At 70.8% G+C, this 26,454-nt stretch carries 17 protein-coding genes and 1 pseudogene; 5 read left to right on the top strand and 13 right to left on the bottom strand.

Features of this window, described 5'->3' with window-relative positions; translation table 11 throughout:
• Window positions 1-9: 9 nt before the first annotated feature.
• Entirely contained in the window at window positions 10-4,302 is a 4,293-nt protein-coding gene (locus KK483_RS27165) for a discoidin domain-containing protein (protein WP_262007838.1), read from the bottom strand.
• Between the two features lie 301 nt (window positions 4,303-4,603).
• On the opposite strand from KK483_RS27165, the gene KK483_RS27160 reads away from it, so the two are divergent.
• The gene (locus tag KK483_RS27160; protein ID WP_262007837.1) at window positions 4,604-6,262 is read left to right on the top strand and encodes a sensor histidine kinase; all 1,659 of its coding nucleotides are present in this window, start codon (window positions 4,604-4,606) and stop codon (window positions 6,260-6,262) included.
• Window positions 6,263-6,366: 104 nt separating this feature from the next.
• Here the strand turns inward: KK483_RS27160 and KK483_RS27155 are convergent, their stop codons facing one another.
• The 3 genes from KK483_RS27155 to KK483_RS27145 all read right to left on the bottom strand — a co-directional run bounded on the left by KK483_RS27155 (window position 6,367) and on the right by KK483_RS27145 (window position 10,713).
• Window positions 6,367-7,959 (bottom strand): cation acetate symporter, encoded by a 1,593-nt coding sequence (locus tag KK483_RS27155; protein WP_262007836.1) that lies wholly within the window; start codon window positions 7,957-7,959, stop codon window positions 6,367-6,369.
• A complete protein-coding gene (locus KK483_RS27150; protein WP_262007835.1) occupies window positions 7,956-8,450 on the bottom strand; it encodes a DUF485 domain-containing protein in 495 nt (164 codons plus the stop codon). Before KK483_RS27150 ends, KK483_RS27155 begins: the two co-directional genes overlap by 4 nt.
• A 145-nt stretch (window positions 8,451-8,595) precedes the next feature.
• Window positions 8,596-10,713: a type IIA DNA topoisomerase subunit B gene (locus KK483_RS27145; protein ID WP_262007834.1), complete on the bottom strand. Its 2,118-nt coding sequence runs from the start codon at window positions 10,711-10,713 to the stop codon at window positions 8,596-8,598.
• A 436-nt stretch (window positions 10,714-11,149) separates the two neighbouring features.
• On the opposite strand from KK483_RS27145, the gene KK483_RS27140 reads away from it, so the two are divergent.
• Window positions 11,150-11,380, top strand: coding sequence for a hypothetical protein (locus tag KK483_RS27140; protein WP_242330288.1), 231 nt, complete (start codon window positions 11,150-11,152; stop codon window positions 11,378-11,380).
• A 212-nt stretch (window positions 11,381-11,592) separates the two neighbouring features.
• On the opposite strand, the gene KK483_RS27135 is transcribed toward KK483_RS27140, so the two are convergent.
• The 5 genes from KK483_RS27135 to KK483_RS27115 form a co-directional block, all read right to left on the bottom strand.
• Window positions 11,593-12,435, bottom strand: coding sequence for a serine protease (locus tag KK483_RS27135; RefSeq protein ID WP_262007833.1), 843 nt, complete (start codon window positions 12,433-12,435; stop codon window positions 11,593-11,595).
• Window positions 12,436-12,591: 156 nt separating this feature from the next.
• The gene (locus KK483_RS27130; RefSeq protein WP_262007832.1) at window positions 12,592-14,163 is read right to left on the bottom strand and encodes an RNA polymerase sigma factor; all 1,572 of its coding nucleotides are present in this window, start codon (window positions 14,161-14,163) and stop codon (window positions 12,592-12,594) included.
• 454 nt (window positions 14,164-14,617) lie between these two features.
• Window positions 14,618-15,517: a FadR/GntR family transcriptional regulator gene (locus tag KK483_RS27125; RefSeq protein ID WP_262007831.1), complete on the bottom strand. Its 900-nt coding sequence runs from the start codon at window positions 15,515-15,517 to the stop codon at window positions 14,618-14,620.
• Window positions 15,518-16,142: 625 nt separating this feature from the next.
• Window positions 16,143-16,904, bottom strand: coding sequence for an NUDIX domain-containing protein (locus KK483_RS27120; protein WP_262007830.1), 762 nt, complete (start codon window positions 16,902-16,904; stop codon window positions 16,143-16,145).
• Between the two features lie 190 nt (window positions 16,905-17,094).
• Window positions 17,095-18,885 carry a DUF4192 domain-containing protein gene (locus tag KK483_RS27115; protein ID WP_262007829.1) on the bottom strand — a complete coding sequence of 597 codons (1,791 nt, stop codon included), beginning with the start codon at window positions 18,883-18,885 and terminating at the stop codon, window positions 17,095-17,097.
• A gap of 110 nt (window positions 18,886-18,995) precedes the next feature.
• Between KK483_RS27115 and KK483_RS27110 the strand changes: the two genes are divergently transcribed.
• Together KK483_RS27110 and KK483_RS27105 are read left to right on the top strand one after the other, a co-directional pair.
• Window positions 18,996-21,167: a RecQ family ATP-dependent DNA helicase gene (locus KK483_RS27110; protein WP_262007828.1), complete on the top strand. Its 2,172-nt coding sequence runs from the start codon at window positions 18,996-18,998 to the stop codon at window positions 21,165-21,167.
• A gap of 214 nt (window positions 21,168-21,381) precedes the next feature.
• Window positions 21,382-22,011, top strand: a complete 630-nt coding sequence (locus KK483_RS27105) for a hypothetical protein (protein WP_262007827.1) — start codon at window positions 21,382-21,384, stop codon at window positions 22,009-22,011.
• 216 nt (window positions 22,012-22,227) lie between these two features.
• Here the strand turns inward: KK483_RS27105 and KK483_RS27100 are convergent, their stop codons facing one another.
• The 3 genes and pseudogenes from KK483_RS27100 to KK483_RS27090 form a co-directional block, all read right to left on the bottom strand.
• Window positions 22,228-22,848, bottom strand: a complete 621-nt coding sequence (locus KK483_RS27100; protein WP_262007826.1) for a hypothetical protein — start codon at window positions 22,846-22,848, stop codon at window positions 22,228-22,230.
• A 155-nt stretch (window positions 22,849-23,003) separates the two neighbouring features.
• On the bottom strand, window positions 23,004-23,711 hold the full coding sequence (locus KK483_RS27095; RefSeq protein ID WP_262007825.1) for a ribonuclease HII: 708 nt from the start codon (window positions 23,709-23,711) through the stop codon (window positions 23,004-23,006).
• An 85-nt stretch (window positions 23,712-23,796) separates the two neighbouring features.
• Window positions 23,797-23,943, bottom strand: a pseudogene (locus KK483_RS27090) (TetR family transcriptional regulator); the annotation flags it as partial.
• A gap of 7 nt (window positions 23,944-23,950) precedes the next feature.
• On the opposite strand from KK483_RS27090, the gene KK483_RS27085 reads away from it, so the two are divergent.
• The gene (locus tag KK483_RS27085) at window positions 23,951-24,076 is read left to right on the top strand and encodes a hypothetical protein (RefSeq protein WP_262007824.1); all 126 of its coding nucleotides are present in this window, start codon (window positions 23,951-23,953) and stop codon (window positions 24,074-24,076) included.
• 176 nt (window positions 24,077-24,252) lie between these two features.
• Here KK483_RS27085 and KK483_RS27080 read toward each other — a convergent pair whose 3' ends face one another.
• Entirely contained in the window at window positions 24,253-26,307 is a 2,055-nt protein-coding gene (locus KK483_RS27080; RefSeq protein ID WP_399015034.1) for a DUF4153 domain-containing protein, read from the bottom strand.
• Window positions 26,308-26,454: the final 147 nt, after the last annotated feature.

The following is a 26,454-nucleotide window of genomic DNA, read 5'->3' as shown; positions in this document are numbered from 1 at the left end:
GGATTGCCGCTACGGGTTGACGTTGATCCTGAAGGTGGAGGTGGTGTTCCTGACGTCCTGGGCGTTGTCGCTGAACCTCAGCCCGTTGAAGGTGACCTCACCGACCGCGGGGCCCTGGCCCGGCTCCGGCATCTCGTTCACCCAGAGCCCGAAGCCCGACTTGGCGTCGAAGGCGTCGCCGCTCTTCCTCGCCCCGCTGATCGAGACATCGGTGAGGATGCTGTCCGTGACGGGGTTCAGCGACTGGCTGCCGCTGTACTTCGTCTGGAACATGATCCCCGAGTAGGTGGGATCGGTGATGTCGAGACCGTTGATCCGGATGCCCCGGTACTCGTACTCCGCCGAGTACATCCACAGCGCCGGGAACGCCTGGTTGCCCCAGAAGTGGCCACCGCTCCGCTCCAGCGTGATGTTCTCGAACACCGTCGGTGTCGTGCCGAAGCCCAGCGCGGGGATGGAACCGAACTTCAGCGTGGCGATGGTCAGTCCGGGATAGGTGAGTGTGTCCGCGACATAGGCGTTGCGCACGGTGTTGTCGCTGCCGCCGTAGATGGCGATGCCGGCGGCCCGCCACGTCAGCAGTGAGGTGATGTTCTCGTACACGTTGCCGGTCTGGTTCGCGTTGACGATGTCCACGGCCGGGAAGAGGGCGAAGGCGTCGTCCCCCGTCGTGCGGGCCTCGACATTGCTGACCAGGTTGTCGCTGCTGCCGTTGGTGAAGTTGAGACCGTCGGCGTACAGGTCGCGGATCCGGGAGTTCTTGATGGTGATCCGGTCCGTGTCCGTGCCCCAGTAGAGGCACATCATGTGCTCGACCCACACATTGTCGATGGTCATGTCCGAGACCTTGGCCCAGTCGAAGACCTTGCCCGGACCGTCGTTGCGTGACGTGTAGTTGCCGAAGAAGGCGAACCCGGAGAACGACGAGCCGTTCGCGGTCGCCTGGACGGCGAAGCCCGCGTCCGTGTTCTCCTGGCCGGCCGGGGTGGCGAAGCGGCTGAACCACGGGCCCGCCCCGAGGACCTTGACCGGTTTTCCGTACACCTGGAACTTGTTGGCCGTCTGATAGGTGCCCGGCGGCAGATAGACGCCGACGAGCGTGCCCGTCGTGTCCATCCGGACCCGGTCAAGGGCGTTCTGCACGTCCTGGTGGCTGGTGCCCGCCGGGACGGTGTACGCCGCCGGATCCGGGTTGGGCGCCGCCGTGGCCTGCTCCAGGTTGACGAAGTCGATCGCGTACGTGTGCGGGTTGGCCGAGTCCTTCTGCAGCCTGATCCTGCTGCCTTCCGGGACGGTCTCGCCCAGCATCACGTTCGCCTCGTCGTAGATGTGGCGGGGTGCTCCCGCGCCCGGCGAGTTGCCCGGGCTGGCCTCGGCTCCGTACTGCCACATGTACGTGGAGGTGAGGTCGATCGCCTTGCGGAAGGTCCCGTCGACGTAGATGTTGAGCGTGGAGTCGATCCCTCCGCCGCCGGGCGCGTCGGGGATCGAGAAGCGGGTGACCAGGGTGTTCGTCGGGGCCCTGGTCGTGAACTCGACGTAGTTGCCGGTGCTGTTGAGGGTCACGGCCCTGCGGCCGGACGCCTCCCCCGCGAGGTCGCCGATGGTCCGGTTCGGCCCGACGACCTGGGCACCGCCGCCCGCGACGCCGTCCTCCGCCTCGTACATCTCGTACGGCATGTTCGCACCGCGCCCGACGAAGAGGGGCTTGGTGCTGGTGTTGTTCGCGCGCTTCACCGGCAGTTCGTTGGCGTCGTCCGCGACCACCACCCTGACCGTGTACGTGCCGTCGGCGGCGGGCCAGGTGCCCAGGTTCACGGACGGGGCGCTCGCTCCGGGCGCGAGGGTTCCGCTGTGCGCACCGGTCAGGGTCCGCACGGTCGAGCCCGCCGCGTTGACGACGGACAGCGTGATGCCGTGGCTGCCGCCCGCCGAGGCCACCGTGCCCTGGTTCTTCAGCGCGACGGAGAAGGCGACGGTGTCGCCGGCCGCAGGCGCGGTCGGTGACCAGGTGACTGCGGATGCGACCAGGTCGGAGCTGTCGACCGGCCGCACGACGAGTGCGGTGGGGTTCGTGAAGCTGTTGTTGGTCTCGTTCTGCTCGATCACATTGCCGGCTTCGTCGGCCGTCGCACCGATCTGGTAGGAGCCCGCGTCGCGCGTCCCGATCGAGGCGCTGACGGTGGCGGTCGCTCCGGCTGCCAGCGCTCCGAGCGAGCCGGTCGCCACCTTCGTACCACCGAGACGGAAGGCGACGTCGGTGGCGGTGGAGGCGAGGGATCCGCTGTTGCGGACGGTGGCGGTGAGGCTGATGGAGTCGGACTCGACAGGCGACGCGGGGGAGGCCGTGACTCCGGTGATCTCCAGATCGGGGTTGGGCGCCGGGCTGCCCAGGACCTGGAACTCGGCCAACTGGCCTGCCGGGGCGCCGGTGTTGGAGTTGAACCTCAGCTGCACGTCGGCGACGCGCGCGGTGAGGGGCACGGTCACGGTGTTCCCGCCCGCCGGGTCGAAGGCGTAGTCCCTGGCCGCGACCAGACTCGTGAAGCCCGACGCGTTCTGCTCCCGGCCGAGCACCTGGATGTTCTGGGTGCGCGCGCCCCAGGCGCTGTCGGGGTTGAGCTTGAGGACGACGCCGCTGACATCGGCGTTGGCGCCCAGCTTCACGGTGAGCGTGTTCGGGTAGCTGCCGCCCGCGCCCTCCCAGTAGGTGGTCAGGCTGTTGTCGTTGGCGTTCTCCGCGACGAAGGTGTGCACCACGGACGAGGCGGTGATCGGCTTGCCGACCGCGAGGTTCGACTCCGATCCCGGGCTGCCGTTGCGGGTGACGCCGTTGCTGTTGCCCGACCTGTTCCCTGCGGCGTCCTTCGCGCGCACGTGGTACGTGACCGTCGCGCTCGCCGGCTGGGTGTCCGTGTACGCGGTCACAGTGCCGCCGACGGTCGTGCGCAGGACGTTGTTGGCGTAGACCTCGTAGCCGGTGACGCCCACGTTGTCGGAGGCGGCGGTCCAGGTCAGCCGGATCTGGTCGGCGGCGGGCTCGGTGAAGGCGAGGTTCGCGGGAGCGGTCGGCGCCTGGGTGTCCCCGGTGCTCCCCGTGCGGGTGACGGTGTTGCTGTTCGCCGACTGGTTCCCGGCCGCGTCCCTCGCGCGTACGTAGTACGAGACGGTGGCGCTCTCGGGCTGGGTGTCCGTGTACGTGGTCACGTTGCCGGCGACGCTGGTGCGCAGCACGCCGTCGGCGTAGATGTCGTAGCCGGTCACGCCCACGTTGTCGGAGGCGGCGGTCCAGGTCAGCCGGATCTGGCCGGTGGCGGGCTCGGTGAAGGCGAGGTTCGCGGGAGCCGTCGGCGCCTGGGTGTCACCGCCGGCCGGTCCGTAGATCTCCAGCTCGGAGAGCTGTCCGGCGGGCTGCTCGGTGTTGGCCGTGAAGAGGACCCGCAGATAGCGGGTGGTGACCGCGCCGAAGGAGATCGTCACGGACTGGCTGTTGGCCGCGTTGAACGCGTATCCGGTGGCCGCCGTGAGGTCGGTGTAGTCCGTGCCGTTCGTGCTGGTCTGGAGCTTCAGCGTCTGAGTCCTCGCTCCCCAGCCGTCGGGGAGGCGGAGCACGGCGCGGTCGATGCCGACGGAGGCGCCGAGGTCGGCCCGTATCCACTGGGGCAGCGCGTTGTTCTCGCTCTCCCAGTAGCTGGCCTTGCTGCCGTCGTTGGCATGGGCGGCCGCGTAGGTCTGGGTGTGGCTGCTGGCCGTCAGCGTGCTGCCGCGCGCGAGGTTCTCACCGCCCTCACCGGCCGCGTACGCCTCCAGCTCGGAGAGCTGGGCGGCCTGCCAACCGGTGTTGGCGGTGATGTGGACGCGAACGTACCGGGCCTCGGTGGCAGGGAAGGCGATGGTCACCGCGTTCCCGCTGCCCGGTGCGAAGGTGTACGCGGCCGAGGTCTTGAGGGTCGCGAACGCGGTGCCGTCGGTGCTGCCCTGCACGGAAAGGGTCTGGCTGCGGCTCTCCCAGCCGGCGGGGAGCCGGAGCACCACCTGGTCGATGCGGGTGGCGGCGCCGAGATCGGCCTGGGCCCACTGGGGGAAGGCGGTGCCGGCGCTCTGCCAGTAGCTGGCCGGGTCACCGTCGGTCAGGTTGGCGGCTCCGTACTCGACGTGGGCACTGCTGGCGGTGGCCGGCCGTCCGGCGGCGATATCGGGGCCGCCGGCCGCGGAGGCTCCGGTCAGTGGCAGGCCGAGCAGCAGCAGACAGGCGGCGATCACGGCGGTCAGGACCCGCCGTGGTGAGCGTGGGTTTCTCATCTGTCCCCGATCCTGGGTCGACATGCTTTCTGCACTGAGAAACTGAGCTATTTGCGCTCTGAGGTTGGAGAGTTGCAGAGAACTGCCAAACCGTCTACGCCTGCGGCGGCCACCAAGTGCCCTGTGTGGCACCTGCGTTGGGGCGCTGCCTGGTTGGCTCCGGGCCGCACCTGGGCGTTTTCACGGCCCTCCGCGCCAACGGGAAAGTGGCTTGCAATGCACGCAAGCCACTTGCGTGCATTGCGTCGGGCGCGATGCGGGGATTTCTCGAAGGGCGTCCAGCCCTCTACCGTGCATATGCATGAACCCCGCACCGACCGGCCCCGCGGACGCACCCGCGAGAAGGCGGCGGCTGGGCTGGCCACGGCGGGCCTTCGCCCAGATCCTGCTGATGCAGCTGGCGATCGCCGCCGGCGTCACCGTCCTGGCCACCGGCCTCTTCCTGGCCCCGCTCAGCGCACAGCTCGACGACCAGGCGATGCGGCGTGCCCTGGCGATCGCCGAGACCGCGGCCTCGCCCCGGGTCGCGGAGGACCTCCTGGGCTCCGACCCCTCCCTCAACGGCCCGGTGCAGCGGGAGGCCGAACGCATCCGGCGGGCCGCGGGCGCCGAGTACGTCGTCGTCATGGACATCCGGGGCGTGCGCTGGTCGCACACCGATCCCGGGCAGATCGGACGGGTCGTCTCCACCGACCCGAGCGAGGCCCTCGCGGGCAGGCACATCATGGAGATCGACAGCGGTACGCTCGGCCGCTCGGCCCGCGGCAAGGTCCCGCTCCGCGACGGACAGGGCAGGATCATCGGCGCGGTCTCGGTCGGCATCGAGTACGACAGCGTCCGTGACCGGCTGCTGGCCGCGATCCCCGGGCTGCTCGCCTACGCGGGCGGCGCCCTGGCCGTCGGTGCCGTCGCCGCGTACGCGATCTCCCGCCGGCTCCAGCGGCAGACCCGGGATCTGGCGTTCTCCGACATCGCGGCGCTGCTCGCGGAGCGCGAGGCCATGCTGCACGGCATCCGGGAGGGCGTCGTCGCCCTCGACGGGTCGGGCAGGGTCCGGCTCCTGAACGACGAGGCGCAGCGCCTCCTCGGGGTCGGCCCCGAGGCCGCGGGGCGGCCGCTCGACGAGGTGCTCGGCACGGGGCGTACAACGGATGTGCTGGCCGGGCGGGTCACCGGCGAGGACCTGGTGACCGTGCGCGGCCACCGCGTGCTGATCGCCAACCGGATGCCGACCGACGACGGGGGCGCCGTGGCGACCCTGCGCGACCGCACCGAACTGGAGCGGCTCGGCCGCGAGCTGGACTCCACGCGCGGGCTGATCGACGCGCTGCGCGCGCAGGACCACGAGCACGCGAACCGGATGCACACCCTGCTCGGCCTGCTCGAGCTGGGGATGCACGAGGAGGCCGTGGAGTTCGTGACCGAGGTCGTGGGCGTGCACCGGTCGACCGCGGAGCAGGTCACGGAGAAGATCCACGACCCCCTGCTGGCGTCGCTGCTGGTCGGCAAGGCGACGGTCGCCGCCGAGCGGGGCGTCTCGCTGCGCATCGCACCGGGGACGCTGCTCCCCGACCGACTGGTCGACCCGCGCGGGCTGGTCACGGTCGTCGGCAATCTCGTCGACAACGCACTGGATGCGGCCGTCGGCTCCGAAGATCCCCGCGTCGAGATCGAGCTGAGCGGCGAGGGCCGCGCGGTCGTGCTCCGGGTCTCCGACAACGGCCCGGGTGTCCCGGCCGAGCGGCGTGAACTGATCTTCACCGAGGGCTGGTCCACGAAGAAGCCGCCGGCTCACGGCAGGCGCGGCATCGGTCTTGCCCTCGTCCGCCGCCTCGCCGAGCGCCAGGGCGGCACCGCCCGTGTGACCGAAGCGCCCCCGTCCCGGGGCGGCGGAGCCGAGTTCACCGTCGTGCTCCCCGAGGCCCTGACGGCACCGGATCTCGCTCCCGCGGAACGCTGACGCCCTGGCTGCCGCGGGCCGCGGACTGCGGGCTGCGGGCTGCGGGCTGCGGGCTGCGGGCTGCGGGCTGCGGGCTGCGAGGGCGGCTCGGAACGCGCCCGCTCTCAGACCGCGCCCGCGCCCGTGAGCGCCCGTACCTCCGTTTCCGCGTGCTTGGCCGCGTCCGGCGGCTCGGAGGAGGTCACCGTGCCGATCCAGCCGGCAAGGAAGCCCAGCGGAATGGAGACCACTCCCGGGTTCTGGAGCGGGAAGACATGGAAGTCCACCCCCGGGAACAGCGCTTCAGGGCTCCCGGACACCACGGGCGAGAACGCCACCAAGAGCACCGCCGGGATGAGTCCGCCGTACACCGACCACACCGCCCCGCGCGTCGTGAAGTTCCTCCAGAACAGGGAGTAGAGCAGCACGGGCAGATTGGCCGAGGCGGCGACCGCGAAGGCCAGGCCGACCAGGAACGCCACGTTCAGATCGCGGGCGAGCAGGCCGAGCCCGATCGCGGCCGCGCCGATCCCGACCGCCGCGACGCGTGCCACCGTCACCTCGCGGTACGGCTTCGCGTGGCGGCGCCTGAGCGAGGCGTACAGATCGTGGGCGACCGAGGCCGATGAGGCGAGCGTGATCCCCGCGACGACGGCCAGGATCGTCGCGAAGGCCACCGCCGCCACGACGGCGAACAGCACCGTGCCCCCGGTCGACCCCGCGCCCCCGCCGAGGTCGAGGGCGAGCAGCGGAACCGCCGTGTTCCCGGCGGCGTTCGACGCCCGGACCTCGTCCGTACCGAGGATGGCCGCGGCGCCGAAGCCGAGCACGATCGTCATGAGGTAGAAGCTGCCGATGAGTCCGATGGACCAGACGACCGAGCGGCGGGCGGCCCGCGCGGTCGGCACGGTGTAGAAGCGGGAGAGGATGTGCGGCAGGCCGGCGGTGCCCAGCACGAGTGCGAGCCCGAGACTGATGAAGTCGAGGCGCGCGGTCCAGTCCCCGCCGTACCGCAGCCCCGGCGAGAGGAAGTCCTTGCCGTGGCCGCTGTGCTCGGCAGCGGAGTTGAGCAGTTCGTTGATGTCGCCGTGGAAGCGCACGAGGACGAGCACGGTGAGCGCGGTCGCGCCCGCCATCAGCAGCACGGCTTTCACGATCTGGATCCACGTAGTGGCTCGCATCCCCCCCAACGTCACATAGATCACCATCAGGGCGCCCACCCCGACGACGGTCCACGAGCGCGTGGCTTCGCTCGTCCCGCCGAGGAGGAGGGCGACCAGGCTGCCCGCCCCCACCATCTGCGCCACCAGATAGAGAACGGACACGGTGACCGAGGAAGTTCCCGCGGCGATGCGCACCGGCCGTTCGGTCATCCGGGCGGCGACGACGTCGGCGAGTGTGAACCGCCCGCAGTTGCGCACGAGTTCGGCGACGAGGAGGAGAACGACCAGCCACGCGACGAGAAACCCGACGGAATAGAGCATTCCGTCGTAGCCGTAGAGGGCGATGACGCCGGAGATCCCGAGGAACGACGCGGCTGACATGTAGTCACCCGCGATGGCGAACCCGTTCTCCATGGGCGAGAAGAGCCGCCCGCCCGCGTAGAACTCCTCGGCGGAACCGTGCCGGTTGCGGCCGACCCATGTGGTGATGGCCAGGGTCACCGCGATGAAGGCGCTGAACAGCAGCAGCGCGAGGGTCTGGTGGTCGCCGCTCACCGCTCGCTCCCCCGTGCCGGCTCCGCACCCCGGGTCTGGTCGAAGACCGTCCACCGCAGATCGAGTGCCGCGCGGTCCCTGCGGAGCCGTGCGTGCCGGGCGTACGCCCAGGTCAGCAGGAAGGTGCTGAGGAACTGTCCGAGCCCGGCCACCATCGCCACGTTCACCGCGCCGGCGACGGGCCTGGCCATCAGCCCGGGTGCGGCGATGGCCGCGATGACGTACGCCACGTACCAGAGGAAGAAGGCGAGGACGGCGGGGACGACGAACCGCCGGTAGCGGCTGCGGACTTCCTGGAAGGCCGGGCTGCGGTGCACTTCCAGGTAGATGTCCGCCGGGCTGTGGCGCTGCCCGCCGCCGGCACCCGACGGGGACGCCGCGGGCGCGGGCACGCCCCTCCCGTCCAGTTCGCCCCAGCCGGAGGCCAGCGCGTCGTACCACGGGTCGTCGAGTCGCACCTCCCCGGCGTCCCGGCCTTCCTGCTTCTCCACGCTCTGTTCTCCTTGTCAGCGAACCTTTTCGGCCGCGTGCCCAAGGATGGACAGAACGGGGAGATCCAGGACTCTTCTCTTCCTGTCTTCACCCCATCAGGTGACGAAAGCCCAAGTTTCCACCCAGAGGTGCCGACAGACGTACTCAGGCGTCGATGCGCGAGCGGTCCAGCGTCGCCGCGGAGCTGGTGATGAACTCCTTGCGCGGCGCGACCTCGTTGCCCATCAGCAGGTCGAAGACCTGCTCCGCGGCCTCCAGATCACCGATGTTGATCCGGCGCAGCGTGCGGTACCGCGGATCCATCGTGGTCTCCGCCAGCTGGTCGGCGTCCATCTCACCGAGGCCCTTGTAGCGCTGGATCGAGTCCTTGAAACGGACTCCCTTGCGCTGGAACTCCAGCAGCGTGGAGCGCAGTTCGTTGTCCGAGTACGTGTAGACGTACTTGTCCTGGCCCTTCTTCGGCTGGATGAGCTCGATCCGGTGCAGCGGCGGCACAGCGGCGTAGACCCGGCCCGCCTCGACCATGGGCCGCATGTACCGCTGGAAGAGCGTGAGCAGCAGAATGCGGATGTGAGCGCCGTCGACATCGGCGTCCACCAGCAGGACAATCTTCCCGTAGCGCGCCGCGTCGATGTCGAAGGTCCGGCCCGACCCGGCCCCTATGACCTGGATGATGGCGCCGCACTCGGCGTTCTTCAGCATGTCCGAGACGGACGCCTTCTGAACGTTGAGGATCTTGCCCCGGATCGGGAGCAGCGCCTGGAACTCGGAGTTCCGCGCGAGCTTGGCCGTACCGAGCGCGGAGTCCCCCTCGACGATGAAGAGCTCGCTGCGCTCGACGTCGTCGCTGCGGCAGTCGGCGAGCTTGGCCGGCAGGGACGAGGACTCCAGGGCCGTCTTGCGACGCTGGGCGTCCTTGTGCTGGCGGGCCGCGATGCGCGTACGGGCCGCGGCGACGGTCTTCTCCAGGACGGCCCTGGCCTGCGCCTTGGCATCGCGCTTGGTCGACGTCAGGAACTCCTTGAGCTCCTTGGCGACGACATTGGCGACGATCCTGTTGGCCGCCGAGGTGCCGAGGACCTCCTTGGTCTGGCCCTCGAACTGGGGCTCGGCGAGCCGCACCGTCACGACGGCCGTGAGACCTTCGAGGGCGTCGTCCTTCACGATGTCGTCCTCGGCGACGCGCAGCAGCTTCGCGGAGCGCAGCACCTCGTTGACCGTCTTGGTGATGGAGCGCTCGAAGCCGGTGACGTGGGTGCCGCCCTTGGGCGTGGCGATGATGTTGACGAACGACCGGACCAGGGTGTCGTAGCCGGTGCCCCAGCGCAGCGCGATGTCGACGGCGAGGTCGCGGGTGACCTCGGTGGGGGTCATGTGGCCGCGGTCGTCGAGGACCGGGACGGTCTCCTTGAACGTGCCGTTGCCGGACAGTCGCAGTACGTCACAGACGGCCTTGTCCTGGGCGAGGTACTCACAGAACTCGCTGATGCCGCCGTCGAAGCGGAAGATCTCCTGCGACTTGCCCTCGCCCTCCAGGTCGCGCTCGTCGCGGACGACGATCGTGAGGCCCGGGACGAGGAAGGCGGTCTGGCGGGCGCGCTGGTGCAGCGTCTCCAGGAAGAGCTTGGCGTCCTTGAGGAAGATCTGGCGGTCCGCCCAGTAGCGCACGCGCGTGCCGGTGCGGGTCTTCGGCACCCGCTTGCCCTTGATCAGCCCGTTGGCCGGGTCGAAGGGCGCGTCGGGGCCCGACTCGGTGAAGATGCCGGGGACGCCGCGGCGGAAGCTGATCGAGTGGGTCGCGCCGCTCCGGTCGACCTCGACGTCGAGACGGGCCGAGAGGGCGTTGACGACGGAGGCGCCCACGCCGTGCAGACCGCCGGACGCCGCGTACGAGCCGCCGCCGAACTTGCCGCCGGCGTGCAGCTTGGTCATCACGACCTCGATGCCCGACAGGCCGGTCTTCGGCTCGACGTCCACGGGGATGCCGCGGCCGTTGTCCCGGACCTCCACCGAGCCGTCCTCGTGGAGGATCACCTCGATGTGGTCGCAGTACCCGCCCAGGGCTTCGTCGACCGAGTTGTCGATGATCTCCCAGAGGCAGTGCATCAGACCGCGGCTGTCGGTGGACCCGATGTACATACCGGGCCGCTTGCGGACAGCTTCGAGCCCTTCGAGAACCAGCAAGTGCCGCGCGGTGTAGTTGGAACCGTCACGGTCTGCGGTCAGCAGCGCACTCGACGGCACGGACGTTTCGGCGGTCACGCGGTTCGCTCCTCGCTGAATTTGAATCTGGCCCCTGTGGGGTAAAGGCCCGGCGTCGGTCGCCGCTCAGAGGGTACCGAGGCCTGGTAGAGCCGATGTAACGCCACCCTCGTGATTCCTCATGCTAGTCCAGAGTCGCATGCATGTTCGATCCCTCGATGGAGTGACGCGCACATCACGTTCCCTTCCGGGCATGAACCATTTAGGCTCCGGGCACGTCCTCATGAACAAACCGGCAACCCCGCCGGGAGGATCGAGCAAGATGACAAGCAAAGCGAAACCGTAAAGCGAAGCAATACGGCACATTCGCCGCCAACCGGCAGCAGCCAGCCTCCTCGAGAGGAAGTTTCGAGGGAAAGGCCCGAGCGGGAACGTTTTCGGGCTGGTTGGATGTTGACCCTGGTACGACAGCTCGTCGAGCTAGAGAAGAGGCGACGTGACTACTGTTCTGACCCCCGCGAGCCCCCTGACGGCCGCTGACCGCTGCGACCGCTGCGGAGCCCAGGCGTACCTTCGTGTCGTCCTGACCAGCGGCGGTGAGCTGCTCTTCTGCGCCCACCACGGGCGCAAGTTCGAGCCGGAACTCAAGAAGATCGCCGTGGAGATACAGGATGAGACGGACCGGCTGACGGCCGTACCGGAAAGCGCTGTCGAAGACGAACGCTGACTCTCGATCCGACGACGAGCCAAGGGCCGGTTCCTGACCGGCTGATGGGCGGCCGCCCCTCCTGAAGGGGCGGCCGCCCGTTCTCATTGGCACAGCGCAAGCGGACCGTCACCGTCCGCGCCGTTCGGGCGCCCGACCGTCGCCACCACGGCGGGACGAGGGGCTTCGCATCGTGACCGGGCACATGCGATGGGTCACCAACTGCCGGTCCGTCAGAGCTTGTCGCCCATCGACCGGAGCACCGCGGACACGCGCGTGTACACTCCGGGGCTGTCCGCCCGGCCGCATCCGCTGCCCCAGGAGACGATCCCGATCAGCCGTCCCCCCGCCACCAGCGGGCCGCCACTGTCCCCCTGACAGGCGTCGTGCCCGCCTTTCTCATCCCCGGCGCACAGCATGGTGGCAGGCTCGTATCGCCCTCCGACCCCGCCCGGATACGCCCGCGCGCACACGTCGTCGGCCAGCACCTGCACGGGCGCGACGCGCAGTGCATATGCGTATGTCCCGGCTCCGGTCGTGTCACCCCAGCCGTAGACCTCGGCGGCGGTGCCCGTCCGGTACGCCGTGTCCCCCTGACCCGCCGTCCCGATCACCTGGCTCGCGGGAAGCGCCTTCGACAGAGTGAGGACGGCCAGGTCACCGGAGTTCGTGCGCGGGTCGTACGTGGGCGCGACCTTGGCCTCCTGTACGGGGATCTCCTGGCCGCCGGAGCCCAGCAACTGCTCCCGGCCCGCGATGACCTGCAGATCACGGACCTGTTCGGCGGGCGCCCCCAGCACTTCCCGGCTGAGGCAGTGGGCCGCGGTGAGCACCTTGGTCGGGGCGACGACCACGCCGCCGCAGAACTGTCCGGCCCGCATACCTCCGAACCGGTCACGGCTGGACACGGCGACGACCCACGGGCTGTCCACCGACCGCACCGGACGGCCGCCGATGACGACGCTGTCGGCGGACGCCGGGGCCGGCTGGGCGAGGGGCACCAGGGCCGCGGCCGCCACCAGGGCCAAGGGGGCTGCCAAGGGCCCCGTGAGTGCTCGGGCGATGGTGCGGCGCATGCGGTCTCCTGACTCTCCGATGGACTCCGTCCACTCAGAGTCAGCCAGCGCGGGCCGCCCCGCACCCGCTGCACCACGGCCGAGGGCCCGGCTCCCTCAGGAGAACCGGGCCCTCGGCCGTGTACTTCCGCAGGCTTGCTGCGTACTCTCCGCGACCTAGTCGAGGTAGTCGCGCAGCACCTGCGAACGCGACGGGTGACGCAGCTTCGACATGGTCTTGGATTCGATCTGACGGATCCGCTCACGCGTCACGCCGTAGACCTTGCCGATCTCGTCGAGCGTCTTCGGCTGACCGTCGGTGAGACCGAAGCGCATGGAGACGACGCCCGCCTCACGCTCCGACAGGGTGTCGAGGACGGAGTGCAGCTGCTCCTGGAGGAGCGTGAAGCTGACCGCGTCGGCCGGGACGACCGCCTCGGAGTCCTCGATCAGATCACCGAACTCGCTGTCGCCGTCCTCACCCAGCGGGGTGTGGAGGGAGATCGGCTCACGGCCGTACTTCTGGACCTCGATGACCTTCTCGGGGGTCATGTCGAGCTCCTTGGCCAGCTCCTCCGGGGTGGGCTCGCGGCCCAGGTCCTGGAGCATCTGGCGCTGCACGCGCGCCAGCTTGTTGATGACCTCGACCATGTGCACCGGGATACGGATGGTGCGGGCCTGGTCGGCCATGGCGCGGGTGATCGCCTGCCGGATCCACCAGGTGGCGTACGTGGAGAACTTGTAGCCCTTGGTGTAGTCGAACTTCTCGACGGCGCGGATCAGACCGAGGTTGCCCTCCTGGATCAGGTCCAGGAAGAGCATTCCGCGGCCGGTGTAGCGCTTGGCGAGCGAGACGACCAGGCGGAGGTTGGCCTCCAGCAGGTGGTTCTTGGCGCGTCGGCCGTCCTCTGCGATGATCTCCAGCTCGCGCTTGAGCTTCGGGGCGATCTTGTCCGAGTTCGCCAGCTTGTCCTCGGCGAAGAGACCCGCCTCGATGCGCTTGGCCAGCTCGACCTCCTGCTCGGCGTTGAGCAGGGGGACCTTGCCGATCTGCTTGAGGTAGTCCTTGACCGGGTCGGCGGTGGCGCCTGCCGCGGCGACCTGCTGCGCGGGCGCGTCGTCCTCGTCCTCGTCGGAGAGGACGAAGCCGGCGCTCTCGGTGCCCTCGGGCTCGTCGGCGCCGCCCTTGCCGGGCTGCGCCTCCTCGATCACCTCTTCGCCGCCCTCGAGCGGCTCTTCGGTGTCCTTCTTGGCGGCGGTCTTCTTGGCCGCCGTCGTCTTCTTGGCGGCGGTCTTCTTGGCCGCCGTCGTCTTCTTGGCCGCGGTCTTCTTCGCAGCCGCCTTCTTCGCGGGCGCCGCGGTCTCGTCGACCGCGGTCTCGACGGTCTCGTCGGCCGTGGCCGCCGGTGCTGCGGTGGCGGCCGCGACGGTCTTCGCCGTGGCCGTCTTCGCCGCGACGGTCTTGGTGGCGGTGCGCTTTGCCGGGCTCTTCGCTGCGACGCTCTTGCGGGCGCGCTTCGGCGACTCCGCGGCACTGACCATCAGCGTCACACCCTCTTCCTCGAGGATCTGGTTGAGGCTGCGCAGAACATTCTTCCACTGGGTTGGCGGAATCTGGTCAGCCTCGAAGGCCCGACGCACGTCATCGCCGGCGATCTGCCCATCAGCCTTTCCCCGCTCGATGAGCGCCATCACAGACTCGGACTCGGCGATCTCCGGCGGGAGCGTACGGGATGTGCTGGCCGACACGAACAACCTCTCGGAACGATGGAAACGGCTTCCGGCCCCGCCCATGATCGGGCCGGAGCCGACGACCGTCGGCTGGGGATGTACCGACGGCGCGGGCTGGACCTCGGAGCTGCACAGCGCCGCGAACGGCGTCTGTATTCCCTCCTCGGCTGTCACCTCTTTGGTCATCGCACTGTTTCGAGGAGTGTTACGCCCAATCCACGTGGCCCGAGTCACACCTCATTTGCGACTAAACGACCAGATGGCGATTCCGCCCCACAAATCGTTGCGATCCTTGCGAAGGTCGTGACCGGACGATCGCCGACCGCGACGACCGCGGACACCCTCCGGACGGAGGTCGACGCGCCGGTCGCTCGCGGGGGCTTCCACAGTCGTGTCGCCGGACCCTGCGGTCCGGCGACACACGAGGGAGAGCGCCCTGGAACGCCTCGAAACGCCTCGGCCGTGTTCGCGGTCAGTGCTCGCGCGGGGCGGGCACGACGCGCTCCACCTCCGGGTGGGCGGTGAGCAGTTGGCGCATGGCCGCCTCGGCGCCGTTGGCGTCGCCGGCGGCAAGGGCGTCGACGATCCGGGCGTGATGGGCCAGGGACGCCTCGGAAGGGCGCTCGCATCCGGCGGCGGGCCCGCCCGACACCTGAAGGGCGGCGGCGACGATGCCGGACAGGTGCTCCAGCATGCGGTTGCCGGCGACCTGGATGAGGAGGGAGTGGAACTCGGCATCGGCACGCGCGAAGGTGATCCCGTCACCCTGAGTGAGCGCATGCCCCATGATCTCGACCATGTCACCGAGGCGCTGCTGCACGTCCTCCCTGCCGTGGCCGGCCGCGAGGCGGGCGGCGAGCGGCTCGATCGTCCAGCGGAGCTCGGTGAGCTCACGCCGCTGATCGTCCCGCTGCGGGCCGAACGCCCGCCATTCGATGATGTCGGGGTCCAGCAGATTCCAGTCACTGACCGGACGGACCCGGGTGCCGACGTTCGGACGGGCGCTGACGAGGCCCTTCGCCTCGAGGACGCGCAGGGACTCCCGGACCACGGTGCGGGAGACCTCGAAGCGCTGGCCGATCTCCTCGGGTACGAGCGGACGGTCCGCGCCGAGATCGCCGGAGACGATCATCTGACCCAGCTGCTGGACGAGTTGGCCGTGCAGTCCGCGGCCCCGGCTGCCCGCCGCGCGGCGGCCCGCCGCCCGGCCCAGGTCGGCCTCCGGGGTGTCCCAGGCCGGGGGTCCGACACGGTCCACGCGGTCGACGCCGGGCGCCTCCACGTAGGGGTATCGGTCGAGTTCGCCCGGGCCGGCGAGGCCGGACTCGGCGGGGCGGGCGACGGTCATCATGGTGTGCGCAAGGGTACTCACGCATCCTTTGTCGGCGCGGCCCAGGCGGCCCTTGAGGTCTTTGGTGAAAAGCACACGAAAGGGTGATCGCCGCCCTCGCCGCAATTGACGACTTATCGGGAAGAAACGGTCATTCTCCGGGGAGTTAAGCGGCTTCCGTCGACCCAAGGCCTCATTTGATCACCAACGGACCCTGTGCCGCGGCCCGGTGAACAGGCACCCGGGGCGCAGGGCGGCCGGCGACAACACCGGTGCCGCGCCCATGGGTTGGGCGAACGCACGCAACGTCGCGAGCAGTCAGTGGTCCGCCTCATACGACCGCATCCATGATCGGTACGACGAACACGGGTACGGCGATCATCGCCGCCACCGCTGCCGCCTTGAGCCGGAAGATCCCGGCGGCCAGGAGTCCGGAACCAGGCGCACTCCACCAGCAGCCCGACCAACTGCCAGCCAGCGCTGGTCAGTTCTCGGACAGGTGCGCCAAGTCACCCCCGCACACGAGGCGGAGCGCCTGGGCGTCCGTGCGCCGAGCAGTCCGGCACCGAGACGGCGAGCGGCAGCGGGAGCAGGTCGGGGTCAGGCGGCGAGGAGGCGCCGGAGGGCGGTCGCTCCGGTGCGGGCGACCAGCCCCGCCGCCATGGAGTCAGATCTCGGGGCGAAGCATGGGCGGATTGAGCAGGGTCGCCCCGCCGGCGCGGAACAGCTGGGCGGGCCTGCCGCCCTGACGGGTCGTGGTTCCGCCCGCGGGGACCAGGAACCCCGGAGTGCCGGTGACCTTCCGGTGGAAGTTCCGTGGGTCCAGTGCGACCCCCCAGACCGCCTCGTACACCCGCCTCAGCTCGCCGACGGTGAATTCGGGCGGACAGAACGCCGTCGCCAGCGACGAGTACTCGATCTTGGACCTGGCCCGCTCCACACCGTCGGCCAGGATCTGCGCATGATCGAAGGCGAGCGGCGCCGGCGGCTCGTCCTCCCGTCCGCCGCTCTCCTGGCTCATCAGCGACTCGACGGGCGCCCACCGTGCGCTGTTCGCATCACCGCCTGCCTTCGGTGCCGGGAGATCCGGGGCGAGCGCGAGATGCGCGACGCTCACCACCCGCATACGGGGGTCGCGCTTCGGATCCCCGTAGGTGGCGAGCTGCTCCAGATGGGCACCGTTGTCGGGCTCGGGCGAGCCCGGATCGTGGACGCACAGGCCCGTCTCCTCGACCAGCTCCCGCGCCGCTGCCGCGGCAAGATCCTCATCGGCCCGTACGAAGCCTCCGGGCAGCGCCCAGCGCCCCTGGAACGGCGCTTCTCCGCGGCGGACGACCAGCGCGCACAGCGCATGTCGGCGCACGGTGAGCACGACCAGGTCGACGGTGACTGCGAAGGGCGGGAAGGCCGACGGGTCGTAGGGCGACATGCCGCGATCATAGTCGTCTTCCTGACGATAAACACTCCCTTCCTGATCCAGAACCACGACTTCTTGACCGGCTCGGACCGTCTCCGCCATCTCGCTCCCACCTCCCAGCTGAAGCCCGGGGCGCGGCGGCACCGGTCGTACGTCGCCGCCTGAGACGTGAACGTCGGCGGCTCCGGGAGGGTCACGCCCGTCATCGTCCGCTCCCTGTGCCGCACTGTCCGCCCTGGTCCGTCGTGCGCGACCGGCCCCGCACCGCCGCGGTGCGCGTCCCGGGCGCGGGGCGGCGCCGGGAAGCAGGACCTGCGCCCGGAGCCGACGCCCGGGGCGTGCCGTTCTTCGATCCGCCCGTGCCGGTCGGCCTCCCCGCCCGCGGTGACCGCTGCCGCCGGGGCGCGCTACCGCCGCCTGAACCGCCGCCGCCGGCAGTGGCACCGGAACCGGTGCCGATCGCGACGCCGGGGCCGGTCCCGATCACGTGCTCGGCCCGGGCCTCCTGCTCGACCTCGGCCGCTTCGGCCTTCCGTGCGGCGTGCTCCCGGCGCAGACAGCGGCGCAGCTCCTCCGGGTCCAGCCCGTCGTTGCACGCCTGATGCAGCAAGCGCGCGAAGACGTACTCCGGATCGGCACGCAAAGAGAGGCTGAGTGCGACCCGTGCCCCCGGCTCGTCGCCCGTCGACCAAGAGACCCAGCCGGCCAGTGCCAGCGGTGCGGCCGCGTGCTCCGCGTAAGGCCCGACACAGCGCCGGGCCAGCGCCCGCCAGAGCCGGAGCGCATGGCCGGCGTCCGGCCCCTCCATCCACGCCGCTGCCCGGTCCCGGGTGTCCCGGTCCTGGAGCCCGAGGATCACGGCGGCAGCCTCGTCGTGCGAGATCAGCCTGTCGTCCTTCGCATCCGCCTCCGTCCGACCGACGCCCAGGGTCGCCCGCTCTCCGAGCCGCTTCATCAGCCGCTGGGCGAGCCGCAGTGTCTCCCTGCCGACCTGCTCCCGGCTCCCCTGGTCCAGAATCCTGTGGACCAGCCCCGAAGCCGCGCCGTCCAGCGCCTGCTGCTGTCCAGCAGCGACAGGAGCACCCAGGGGCTCCAGGCGCGCCTCCATTTCCCGCAACGTCCCGCGCACCTGAATACCCGCGTATGCCGCGGCGGCGGCCATCACCGAGGTGCCGTGCATCGCCATGACCGTCCCCTCCGCCGGACAGCAGCGCGAATCCGGACAGCAATACGACCAGAAGCGGCCATCCGAGATGCACAGCGCCTCGTACACCGGCACATCCAGCGAGCCGCAGGCCGTCCTCAGCCGTTGAGCGAGCGGACGAAGCCGGTTCATGACCGTCAGCCCCGCCTCGCCCTCCACCGGGTCCTGGCAGAGGAAGACGACGATGCCGTCGGGCCTCGCTCCGCGCCGCTCGCCGGCCTCGACGAGGCACTCGGCGAGCTGCTCGGCCACGGGCAGCCACTCCCGCTGCGATGCGGGGATGCCGACCCTGAGCCGTCCGCCGAAGCGGCCGCGCGGGCCATGGAGCGCGACCATGACCACCGAGTCGGTCGGATGAAAGCCCATCAGATAGGGAAGGGCGTCCACGAGCTCGGCCGGCCCGCGCAGCGTGATCGACGGCTCGTCACCCCGGTCGCGGGCCACGGCCGCGTCCGCCCGGCTGCGGACCCCATCGGACCGATCGTGGGCCTCGTCGGACTGATTGCGGGAAACCTCATCCCGGTCGCGGGCCTCGCTGATCCGACCGGTCTCACCGACGGTCTCACCGGTCCCGCCGCCGGCGCCGGCGCCGGTCTGATCGGCACTGGTCCGATCGGCGCCGATCAGACCGGCGCTGCGATGGCCCGCCGCGTCGCCGGGCCGCTGCGGCCGGTCGTGCGGTGGAGCGGTCTGCTCGCATTCCTCGTCATACCAGCCCGGCGGCTCGTCGGCCCAGCCGCGGGACTCGTGGGGCTCAGGGGACTCGTGGTGTTCGTTGCTGTCTCGCATGTCTCGACGGTCCCGTGATCAAGACATCCGCACCAGCCCTGTGGATAACGTTATCCACAGGCTGGCGGGCTCGTTCGCGCGATGTCCGTGCCATCGGGTTGCATGGGGGCATGACCAAGGCAGACCACACAGATCTGAGGGCTTCGGCCGACGCCGTCCTCGCCCGCCTCGTCGAGGACGCCTCCGGCGCCGCCAGGCTGCGCGAGGACCAGTGGCGTGCCATCGAGGCGCTGGTCGCCGACAGACGCAGGGCGCTGGTGGTGCAGCGGACCGGGTGGGGCAAGTCCGCCGTGTACTTCGTCGCGACCTCGCTGCTGCGTGAGCGCGGCAGCGGTCCGACGGTGATCGTCTCGCCGCTGCTTGCGCTGATGCGCAATCAGGTGGATGCCGCCGCCCGCGCGGGCATCAGGGCCCGGACGATCAATTCGTCCAACACGGAGGAGTGGGACACGGTCCAGGCCGAGGTCGCCGCGGGCGAGGTCGACGTGCTGCTCGTCAGCCCCGAGCGGCTCAACAACCCGGACTTCCGCGACCAGGTGCTGCCCAAGCTCGCCGCGGCGACCGGGCTTCTCGTCGTCGACGAGGCGCACTGTATTTCCGACTGGGGCCATGACTTCCGGCCCGACTACCGGCGGCTGCGGACCATGCTCGCCGATCTGCCCGCGGGTGTGCCGGTGCTGGCGACCACTGCCACCGCCAATGCCCGCGTGACCGCGGATGTCGCCGAGCAGTTGGGCACCGGTGCGGGCACCGACGCACTGGTGCTGCGCGGCCCCCTCGACCGGGAGAGCCTGAGTCTCGGCGTCGTTCAGCTCCCGGACGCCGCACACCGCCTGGCCTGGCTCGCCGACCACCTCGGCGACCTGCCCGGCTCCGGGATCATCTACACGCTGACGGTCGCGGCGGCCGAGGAGGTCACGGCCTACCTTCGGCACTGCGGACACACCGTGCTGTCCTACACGGGACGCACGGAGAACGCGGACCGCCAGCAGGCCGAGGACGACCTCCTCGCCAACCGTGTCAAGGCACTCGTGGCCACGTCCGCGCTGGGCATGGGGTTCGACAAGCCCGACCTCGGATTCGTGGTTCACCTCGGTTCCCCGTCCTCCCCCATCGCCTACTACCAGCAGGTGGGCCGTGCCGGTCGCGGCGTGGACCATGCCGAGGTGCTTCTCCTGCCCGGCAAGGAGGACGAGGCGATCTGGCAGTACTTCGCGTCGGTCGCCTTTCCTCCGGAGGAGCTTGTGCGCCGCACCCTTGATGTGCTGGCGCAGGCGGACCGACCGCTCTCGCTGCCCGCCCTGGAGCCCCTGGTCGAGCTGCGGCGTACGCGCCTGGAGACCATGCTCAAGGTCCTCGATGTGGACGGCGCCGTGCGCCGCGTGAAGGGCGGCTGGACCACGACCGGCCAGCCCTGGGTGTACGACTCCGAGCGCTATGCGTGGGTGGCACGTCAGCGGGAGACCGAGCAGCAGGCGATGCGCGACTACGCGTCGGCGGTCGGCTGCCGGATGGAGTTCCTGAGGCGCCAGCTCGACGACGAGGAGGCCGCCCCTTGCGGCCGCTGTGACAACTGCACCGGCGCCCGCTTCGACTCGGGGGTGACGGCAGCGGCGCTGGACGCGGCGCGCGGGGAGCTCGGCCGGCCCGGCGTGGAGGTGGAGCCGCGCAAGATGTGGCCCACCGGACTGCCCGCGGTCGGCGTCGATCTGAAAGGCCGTATTCCGGTTGGGGAGCAGTCGTTCGCCGGCCGCGCGCTCGGGCGGCTCTCCGATATCGGGTGGGGCAACCGGCTGCGTCCGATGCTCGCCCCGCAGGCTCCCGACGGGCCAATTCCGGACGATGTGGTGAACGCCGTGGTGAGCGTGCTGGCGGACTGGGCCAGAGGGCCGGGCGGCTGGGCCTCGGGGAGCGCAGACGCACCGCCCCGCCCGGCCGGGGTGATCACGGTCGCCTCACGCACCAAGCCCCGGCTCGTCGCGTCACTCGGTTCGCGGATCGCCGAGGTCGGGCGTATGCCCCTGCTCGGTGCGGTGGAGTACGCGCCGGGGTGGGAGGACGGACACCTCTCCCGCACGAACAGCGCCCAACGAGTGCGCGGACTGCACGACGCGCTGACCGTGCCACCCGAGCTGGCCGCCGCGGTCGCGTCGGCTGGCGGACCCGTGCTGCTCGTCGACGACCTCTCGGACAGTGGCTGGACACTCGCCGTCGCGTCACGGCTGCTGCGCCGAGCCGGAGCCGAGGGGGTGTTTCCGCTGGTGCTCGCCGTATCCGCATGAAGCGCGCGTGACAGTTGGCCCGATTGGGCAGGGATATGAGCGTCATACCTGCCCATTCCAGTCAGCGTGCTCAATTGCTCGTTGCCGCCCGCCCGCGTGCCCGCAAGAATTGGGCACGCCCCCCCGCACGGCCCGTTCTGGGTTCGGAAGGGTCGTGCCGCGGTGCGCCCACCGACCCTGCCCGCTCAGTGGGCGCGTATGCGAAGGGAGGAACGTGACCTTCGGATCCGCTTCGTCCGCAGCCGCTTCGATCAACGGTCCGGCAGATTCCGCCAGCCGTCTCGCCCGGATGCTCGAACCAGCCGAGTGGGCAGCAGCCGGAATTCCCTTGCTGCGCAACCCCCGTGAGGTCGTCAGCGGTCTGCACACACGCCACCGGCCCACCCCCTCAACGGCTGTGATCGCCGTGCTCGACCACGAGGAACGGCTCGCGGCCAGCGCGTCGTTCGCCCGACGGGCCACCCCTGCCGACGGCTGGGAGTTCCGCAACGCCCTGCTGGCGAGCCTGCGCCGGGTCATCCCCCATGATCTGCGCCGCCGCACCCCCGTCCGCACCGCCGTGCTCCTCTACTGCCGTGAGGGCGACGAGCGCTGGACGGAGGAGGACGGGGCGTGGATGTGGGGCCTGCGTGACGCCTGCACACTGCACGGGCTGCGCTGCGGCGCGTACATCACGCTCACGAAGGCCGGTTGGCAGGTGTTCGGCGAGGGACGTGGCGGACGTCGGCCCAGCTCCCAGTCCCAGCCCGAAGGTCTCGGCGACGTCGTGGCCGATCCGGCGGTGCTTCCGCTGCGTACGGCGAGCGGGGCGGCCGAGGTGCTGCGCCGCACGGCGGCGCGCTGAACCACCGGGCGGCGACACCAACCAGGGACGTCCGGGCAAGACAGTCGGCCGGTGGTTCCGCGAGCCCGGCTTCCCGCGTCTCCCCCGTATACCTCCGCGGGTACGTCGGAGCGACCGGCCGCGTGGTGCGCGGCCGGCCTGGCGCGACTGCCGCACCACACCCGGGGCGTGGGCGGCGCCGCGGTCCGGCGCGGCGCGGACTCGGCGGAGGTGGGCTCAGACGCCCGCGCCGAGAACGGCGTTGATGCGCTGGGGGTCGCCGCACACGATGAGCAGCGACCGGGCACGGCTCATGGCCAATGGCAGGGCCTGTGCCGCGTCCTCGTCGCTGCCGCCGTTGACGGCGACGACGACCACCGGACGGACCGAAGCTCGGCCTGCCGAGACGGCGTCCGCGTAGAAGACGTCGTCACCGGCTTCGTGCTGCGCCCAGTAGGCGGTCTCGCCGAAGGACAGTTCGTGTGCCGCCCAGGGGTGCTGTTCGCCGGTGGTGAGGACCAGGACGTCGCCGGGCGCCCCACCGGAGTCGAGCAGCAGGTCGACGGCCTCGTCGGCGGCGTCGAGCGCGCCTTCCACCGGGGCGGGGATCAGCTGGATCTGCGGAACGGAACGATTCTCCGGCCGGGGCGGCGCGGCCTGCCCGGCGGAGGTGTGGCTGCGCTGTGCAGAAGGCGTCGGCCGGGCCGGGCCGGGGCCCGGACGTCCGGGACGGGGCGCTGCCGCGGTGCGCGGACCGGGTACGGGGCGGGGGGTCGGCGCGGTGCGGCCGGCGGCCGGCGTGGCGCGGGGACCCTGGGCACTCTCGTGAATCTGAGGCTCCTCGGGGATGAGAGGCATGGGTGGATATCTATCAAACGCCGGTGCGTCTGGCATCGGCGGGTGGGCACATAAGTGCGACGGGACTGCTCGGCCCCTGCGCTTCGTCGGTCAGAGGGACGGGAGGCCGGTGGACCGGCAGACCGGCAGACCGGCGGACAAGGCGGCGGATCGGATCAGAAGTCGAAGCCGAGTTGGCCCCCGCTTTCGAGTTCGGCCGCCTCCACTGGGATCCGGACCTTCTTGAGATGCCGCCATTGCGGCAGTGTGTCCAGGAAGGCCCAGGAGAGCCGGTGGTACGGCGTGGGCCCCAACTCCCGCAGCGCGGACTTGTGCACGGGCGAGGGGTAGCCGGCGTTGTCGCCGAACCCGAAGGGCTCGCACACCGGCTCCAGCCCCAGCTCGGCCATGAGCCGGTCCCTGTGCACCTTGGCGATCACCGAGGCGGCGGCGACCGCGACACAGGACTGGTCGCCCTTGATGACCGTGCGAACGCGCCAGGGCCGACCGAGATAGTCGTGCTTGCCGTCGAGGATGACCGCGTCCGGCTGGACCGGCAGTGCGCTCAGCGCACGTACGGCCGCCAGCCGCAGTGCCGCGGTCATGCCGAGCTCGTCGATCTCCTCCGGAGAGGCGTGCCCGAGGGCGTGCGACGTGACCCATTCCTCCAGCGCACCCGCCAGCTCCGTACGGCGCTGAGGAGGGATCAGCTTGGAGTCGGTGAGCCCGGCGGGAGGTCTGCGCAGCCCTGTGACGGCGGCACACACCGTGACGGGACCGGCCCACGCCCCTCGCCCGACCTCGTCGACTCCGGCAATGATCTTGGCACCGGTGGTCGCCCGGAGGGAGCGCTCGACGGTGTGGGTGGGTGGTTCGTACGCCATGGCGCCTGACAGATTACGCCGCTCCGGCAGGCCACAACACCCCGGATCCCGGGACCCGCCCCCGGACCCGGGCGGAATCCGGCGTTCAGCCGGTCCGCGGGCGCAGCAGCGGCTGCATGATCCGATCGATCATCGCCGCGATATCCGCATCGCGCCATTCGCTTCCGCACACCTTGGAGCGGTACATCATCATGGCCGGGATCACATCGAGGACGAGGTCGTCGACGGCGTCGCCGGTCATGGTCACGGGTTCCGTGCTGACGGGCGTCGGCCTGTTCCGGCAGATGGTCCTCTTCGGCTTCGGCATGGGCTTCACCTTCGTGACGCTGACGCCGGCCGCCGCCTCGGGGGACGCGAGGTGCTGACCGAAGGGATCGCGACCTCGTTCCTGGCGGCCGTGGGGATGGTGCTGCTGGCGCTCATCACAGCCGTCGTGGTGGTACGGGTCCGCAAGAGCGATCTGGAGTCGCTGAGCGGCAAGGCGGGGGCGGCCGGACCCGCGGGCTGGCGGCAGCAGGTCCGGCTCGCTCGACACATCCGCTCAGTCCATGCCGGTGCCCGGGTCGTAGCCGTCGGTGTCGTCCGTGCCGTCGGGCCCGACGGGGATGTCGAACTCGGCGTCCCCGTCGTACTCGTCGCGCTCGTCCCCGTACAGCTCGCTCCGCGGGCAGCCCGCCCGGTCGGTGTCCGCGGGCCGCTCCTCCAGGATCGACCGGGCACGCACTTCGGCCCAACTGGTGGCGTACCAAGGGCTGTCGGTCATCGCGAAATCGTCCTGGACCGTCCTCAGGACGCAGGAACGCAGCGGCTCGCGCAGCCGGTCGAGAGCCGGTACGGCGTCCGCCGAGAGATCACGCAGGTAGTCGACGTCGATCTTGCCGGTCCTCTCGTAGCGCTGCACGTTCCGCTCCGCTATCAGCGCGTCCGGCGACGCCAGGCCGAAGACCAGCACGGCAGCCGCCGCGCTGCCCGCGACGGCCCGCGGCAGCCAGCGGCTCCCGAGCAGTCCGGCGGCGATGATCAGCACGATCACCAGGCCGAGCCACAGCTCCATCGCGGCCACGGAGATACGCAGCCGGGTCAGCCCGTACGCGTCGACGTAGAGGTCCATCCTGCGCAGCGCGGAGGCCACGACGACCAGGGTGAGCACGCACAGTGTGCCGAGCACCGCGCGTACGAGCGAGCGGTCGCGGGCGCCGTCACGCGGGGCCCAGCGCAGCGCGAGCCCGATGACGATCAGGGTGAGCAGCGTCGCCCAGAGGAGCTGCCAGAAACCCTGCCGGGCGTACTCGGCGTAGCTCAGGCCGGTCTCGCTCAGGACCTTGTCGTATCCGCCGAAGAGGACGGCGAGCTGCACCGCGATGAAGGCGGCGAAGAGCAGGTTGAGGACGATCAGCGGAAGCGCCCATTCGACGCGGCCTCTGGCCTTGCCGCTCCCCCGGGCGAGGCGGTCCCAGCGCAGCGGGGCGGCGGCGGTGCGCGCCGCGGCGAGCGTGCCGGCGAGTGCGAGGAGGAAGAGGAAGAACCGCCAGGGGCCGTCGACGAGCGAGACGTCGGGGATCAACTCGCCGAGCAGATCGGCGAAGGCGGCGTCGGCGCCCGCGAACAACGCTCCGAACACGACGAGCAGGCCCGCCGCCACGGCGACCGTCCGGACCACCGGTCCCCAGCGGCCGCGGGAGCCGTCCGCGCGCTCGCGCAGCCCTCGCCAGCCCCATGCCGGTCCGGTGACGAGGGAGTCGAGGATGCCGACCGAACCGAAGACCACGCCGGGCCAGGTGCGGCCACCGTGCAGGGCGAGCGAACCGGCCGCGAGCGCCGCGACGACAGCGAGGAAGGTCGGCCAGCTCGCGTCGGAGAGCGCGGGCACGAGGAGCAGGGCCAGGGCGCCGATCGCCCATACCGCCGTCCAGGGCCTGAGCCGGCGGTCCGCCGCCCGCGCGGCGAAGAACGCGGCGAGGGCGGCCGGTACGGCCACGATCAGCAGGTTCACACCGAGTCCGTCGCCGAGCAGCAGGGCGCTGAGCAGTGCGGCGGCGATAGTGGACCAGAGCGTGGCCATACGCACGGGGGCGGGTGGCTCCGGACGTATCCCGTCGAGCCAGGACTCGGACGGCGGGGCGGGCCCTCGCCAGGGCGGCGGCGCGTACTGCGGCGCGTGGTGGTGCGCGTACTGCGGCGCGTGCTGCGGCCAAGGCGACGACGATGCGTGCCCGGGCCCCGTCACCTGCCCGGGTGGGGGCGGCTCCGCCGGGTGCGGCGATCCGGCCGAGCCCGCCGGCACGGCCGCCTGGCGCAGCGCCTCGGGCTCCGGGTCGTGCGGCTTCCCCTCGGACTCCGCCTCCTGAGTTCGGCCCTCGGCCTCTGGCTCATGAGGGCGGCCCTCGGCCTCCGCCTCCTGAGCTCGGCCCTCGGACTCCGGCTCGGCCGTAGAACGTTCCGGCTCGGCCTCCGATTGCTCCCGTTCGGCCGTCGGGCCCCCCGGCTCGGCCGCGGAACGCTCCGGTCCGCCCTCGGCCGAGCCCTTCGGATCACTCCGGCGCCGGTCCTCCGGCTCCGGCTCGCGGCCTGGCGGTGCGGATGGTGCATCGGACACGGGACCCCCTCCCGGCCGGGTCCCCGGGCCGGCCATGCGGCCACGCGTCGGTCCCGGCGTCTCGTCGGCACCCCACCCGTCATGATCAAGGGCGGCGGTGTGGCCGAAAGGGTAGCTCTCCGCCCTGCGGTGCGGTCGGACGAGGCC

It is taken from the genome of Streptomyces sp. FIT100 (assembly GCF_024584805.1).
Lineage (GTDB): Bacteria > Actinomycetota > Actinomycetes > Streptomycetales > Streptomycetaceae > Streptomyces.
This window is presented reverse-complemented; position numbering and strand designations above follow the sequence as displayed.

Coding starts and splice junctions, on each gene's coding strand:
- KK483_RS27120 (WP_262007830.1), bottom strand. CDS start 16,904: ATGTCGCCCTACGACCCGTCGGCCTTCCCGCCCTTCGCAGTCACCGTC.
- KK483_RS27110 (WP_262007828.1), top strand. CDS start 18,996: ATGACCAAGGCAGACCACACAGATCTGAGGGCTTCGGCCGACGCCGTC.
- KK483_RS27165 (WP_262007838.1), bottom strand. CDS start 4,302: ATGAGAAACCCACGCTCACCACGGCGGGTCCTGACCGCCGTGATCGCC.
- KK483_RS27095 (WP_262007825.1), bottom strand. CDS start 23,711: ATGGCGTACGAACCACCCACCCACACCGTCGAGCGCTCCCTCCGGGCG.
- KK483_RS27085 (WP_262007824.1), top strand. CDS start 23,951: ATGGTCACGGGTTCCGTGCTGACGGGCGTCGGCCTGTTCCGGCAGATG.
- KK483_RS27100 (WP_262007826.1), bottom strand. CDS start 22,848: ATGCCTCTCATCCCCGAGGAGCCTCAGATTCACGAGAGTGCCCAGGGT.
- KK483_RS27135 (WP_262007833.1), bottom strand. CDS start 12,435: ATGCGCCGCACCATCGCCCGAGCACTCACGGGGCCCTTGGCAGCCCCC.
- KK483_RS27160 (WP_262007837.1), top strand. CDS start 4,604: ATGAACCCCGCACCGACCGGCCCCGCGGACGCACCCGCGAGAAGGCGG.
- KK483_RS27115 (WP_262007829.1), bottom strand. CDS start 18,885: ATGCGAGACAGCAACGAACACCACGAGTCCCCTGAGCCCCACGAGTCC.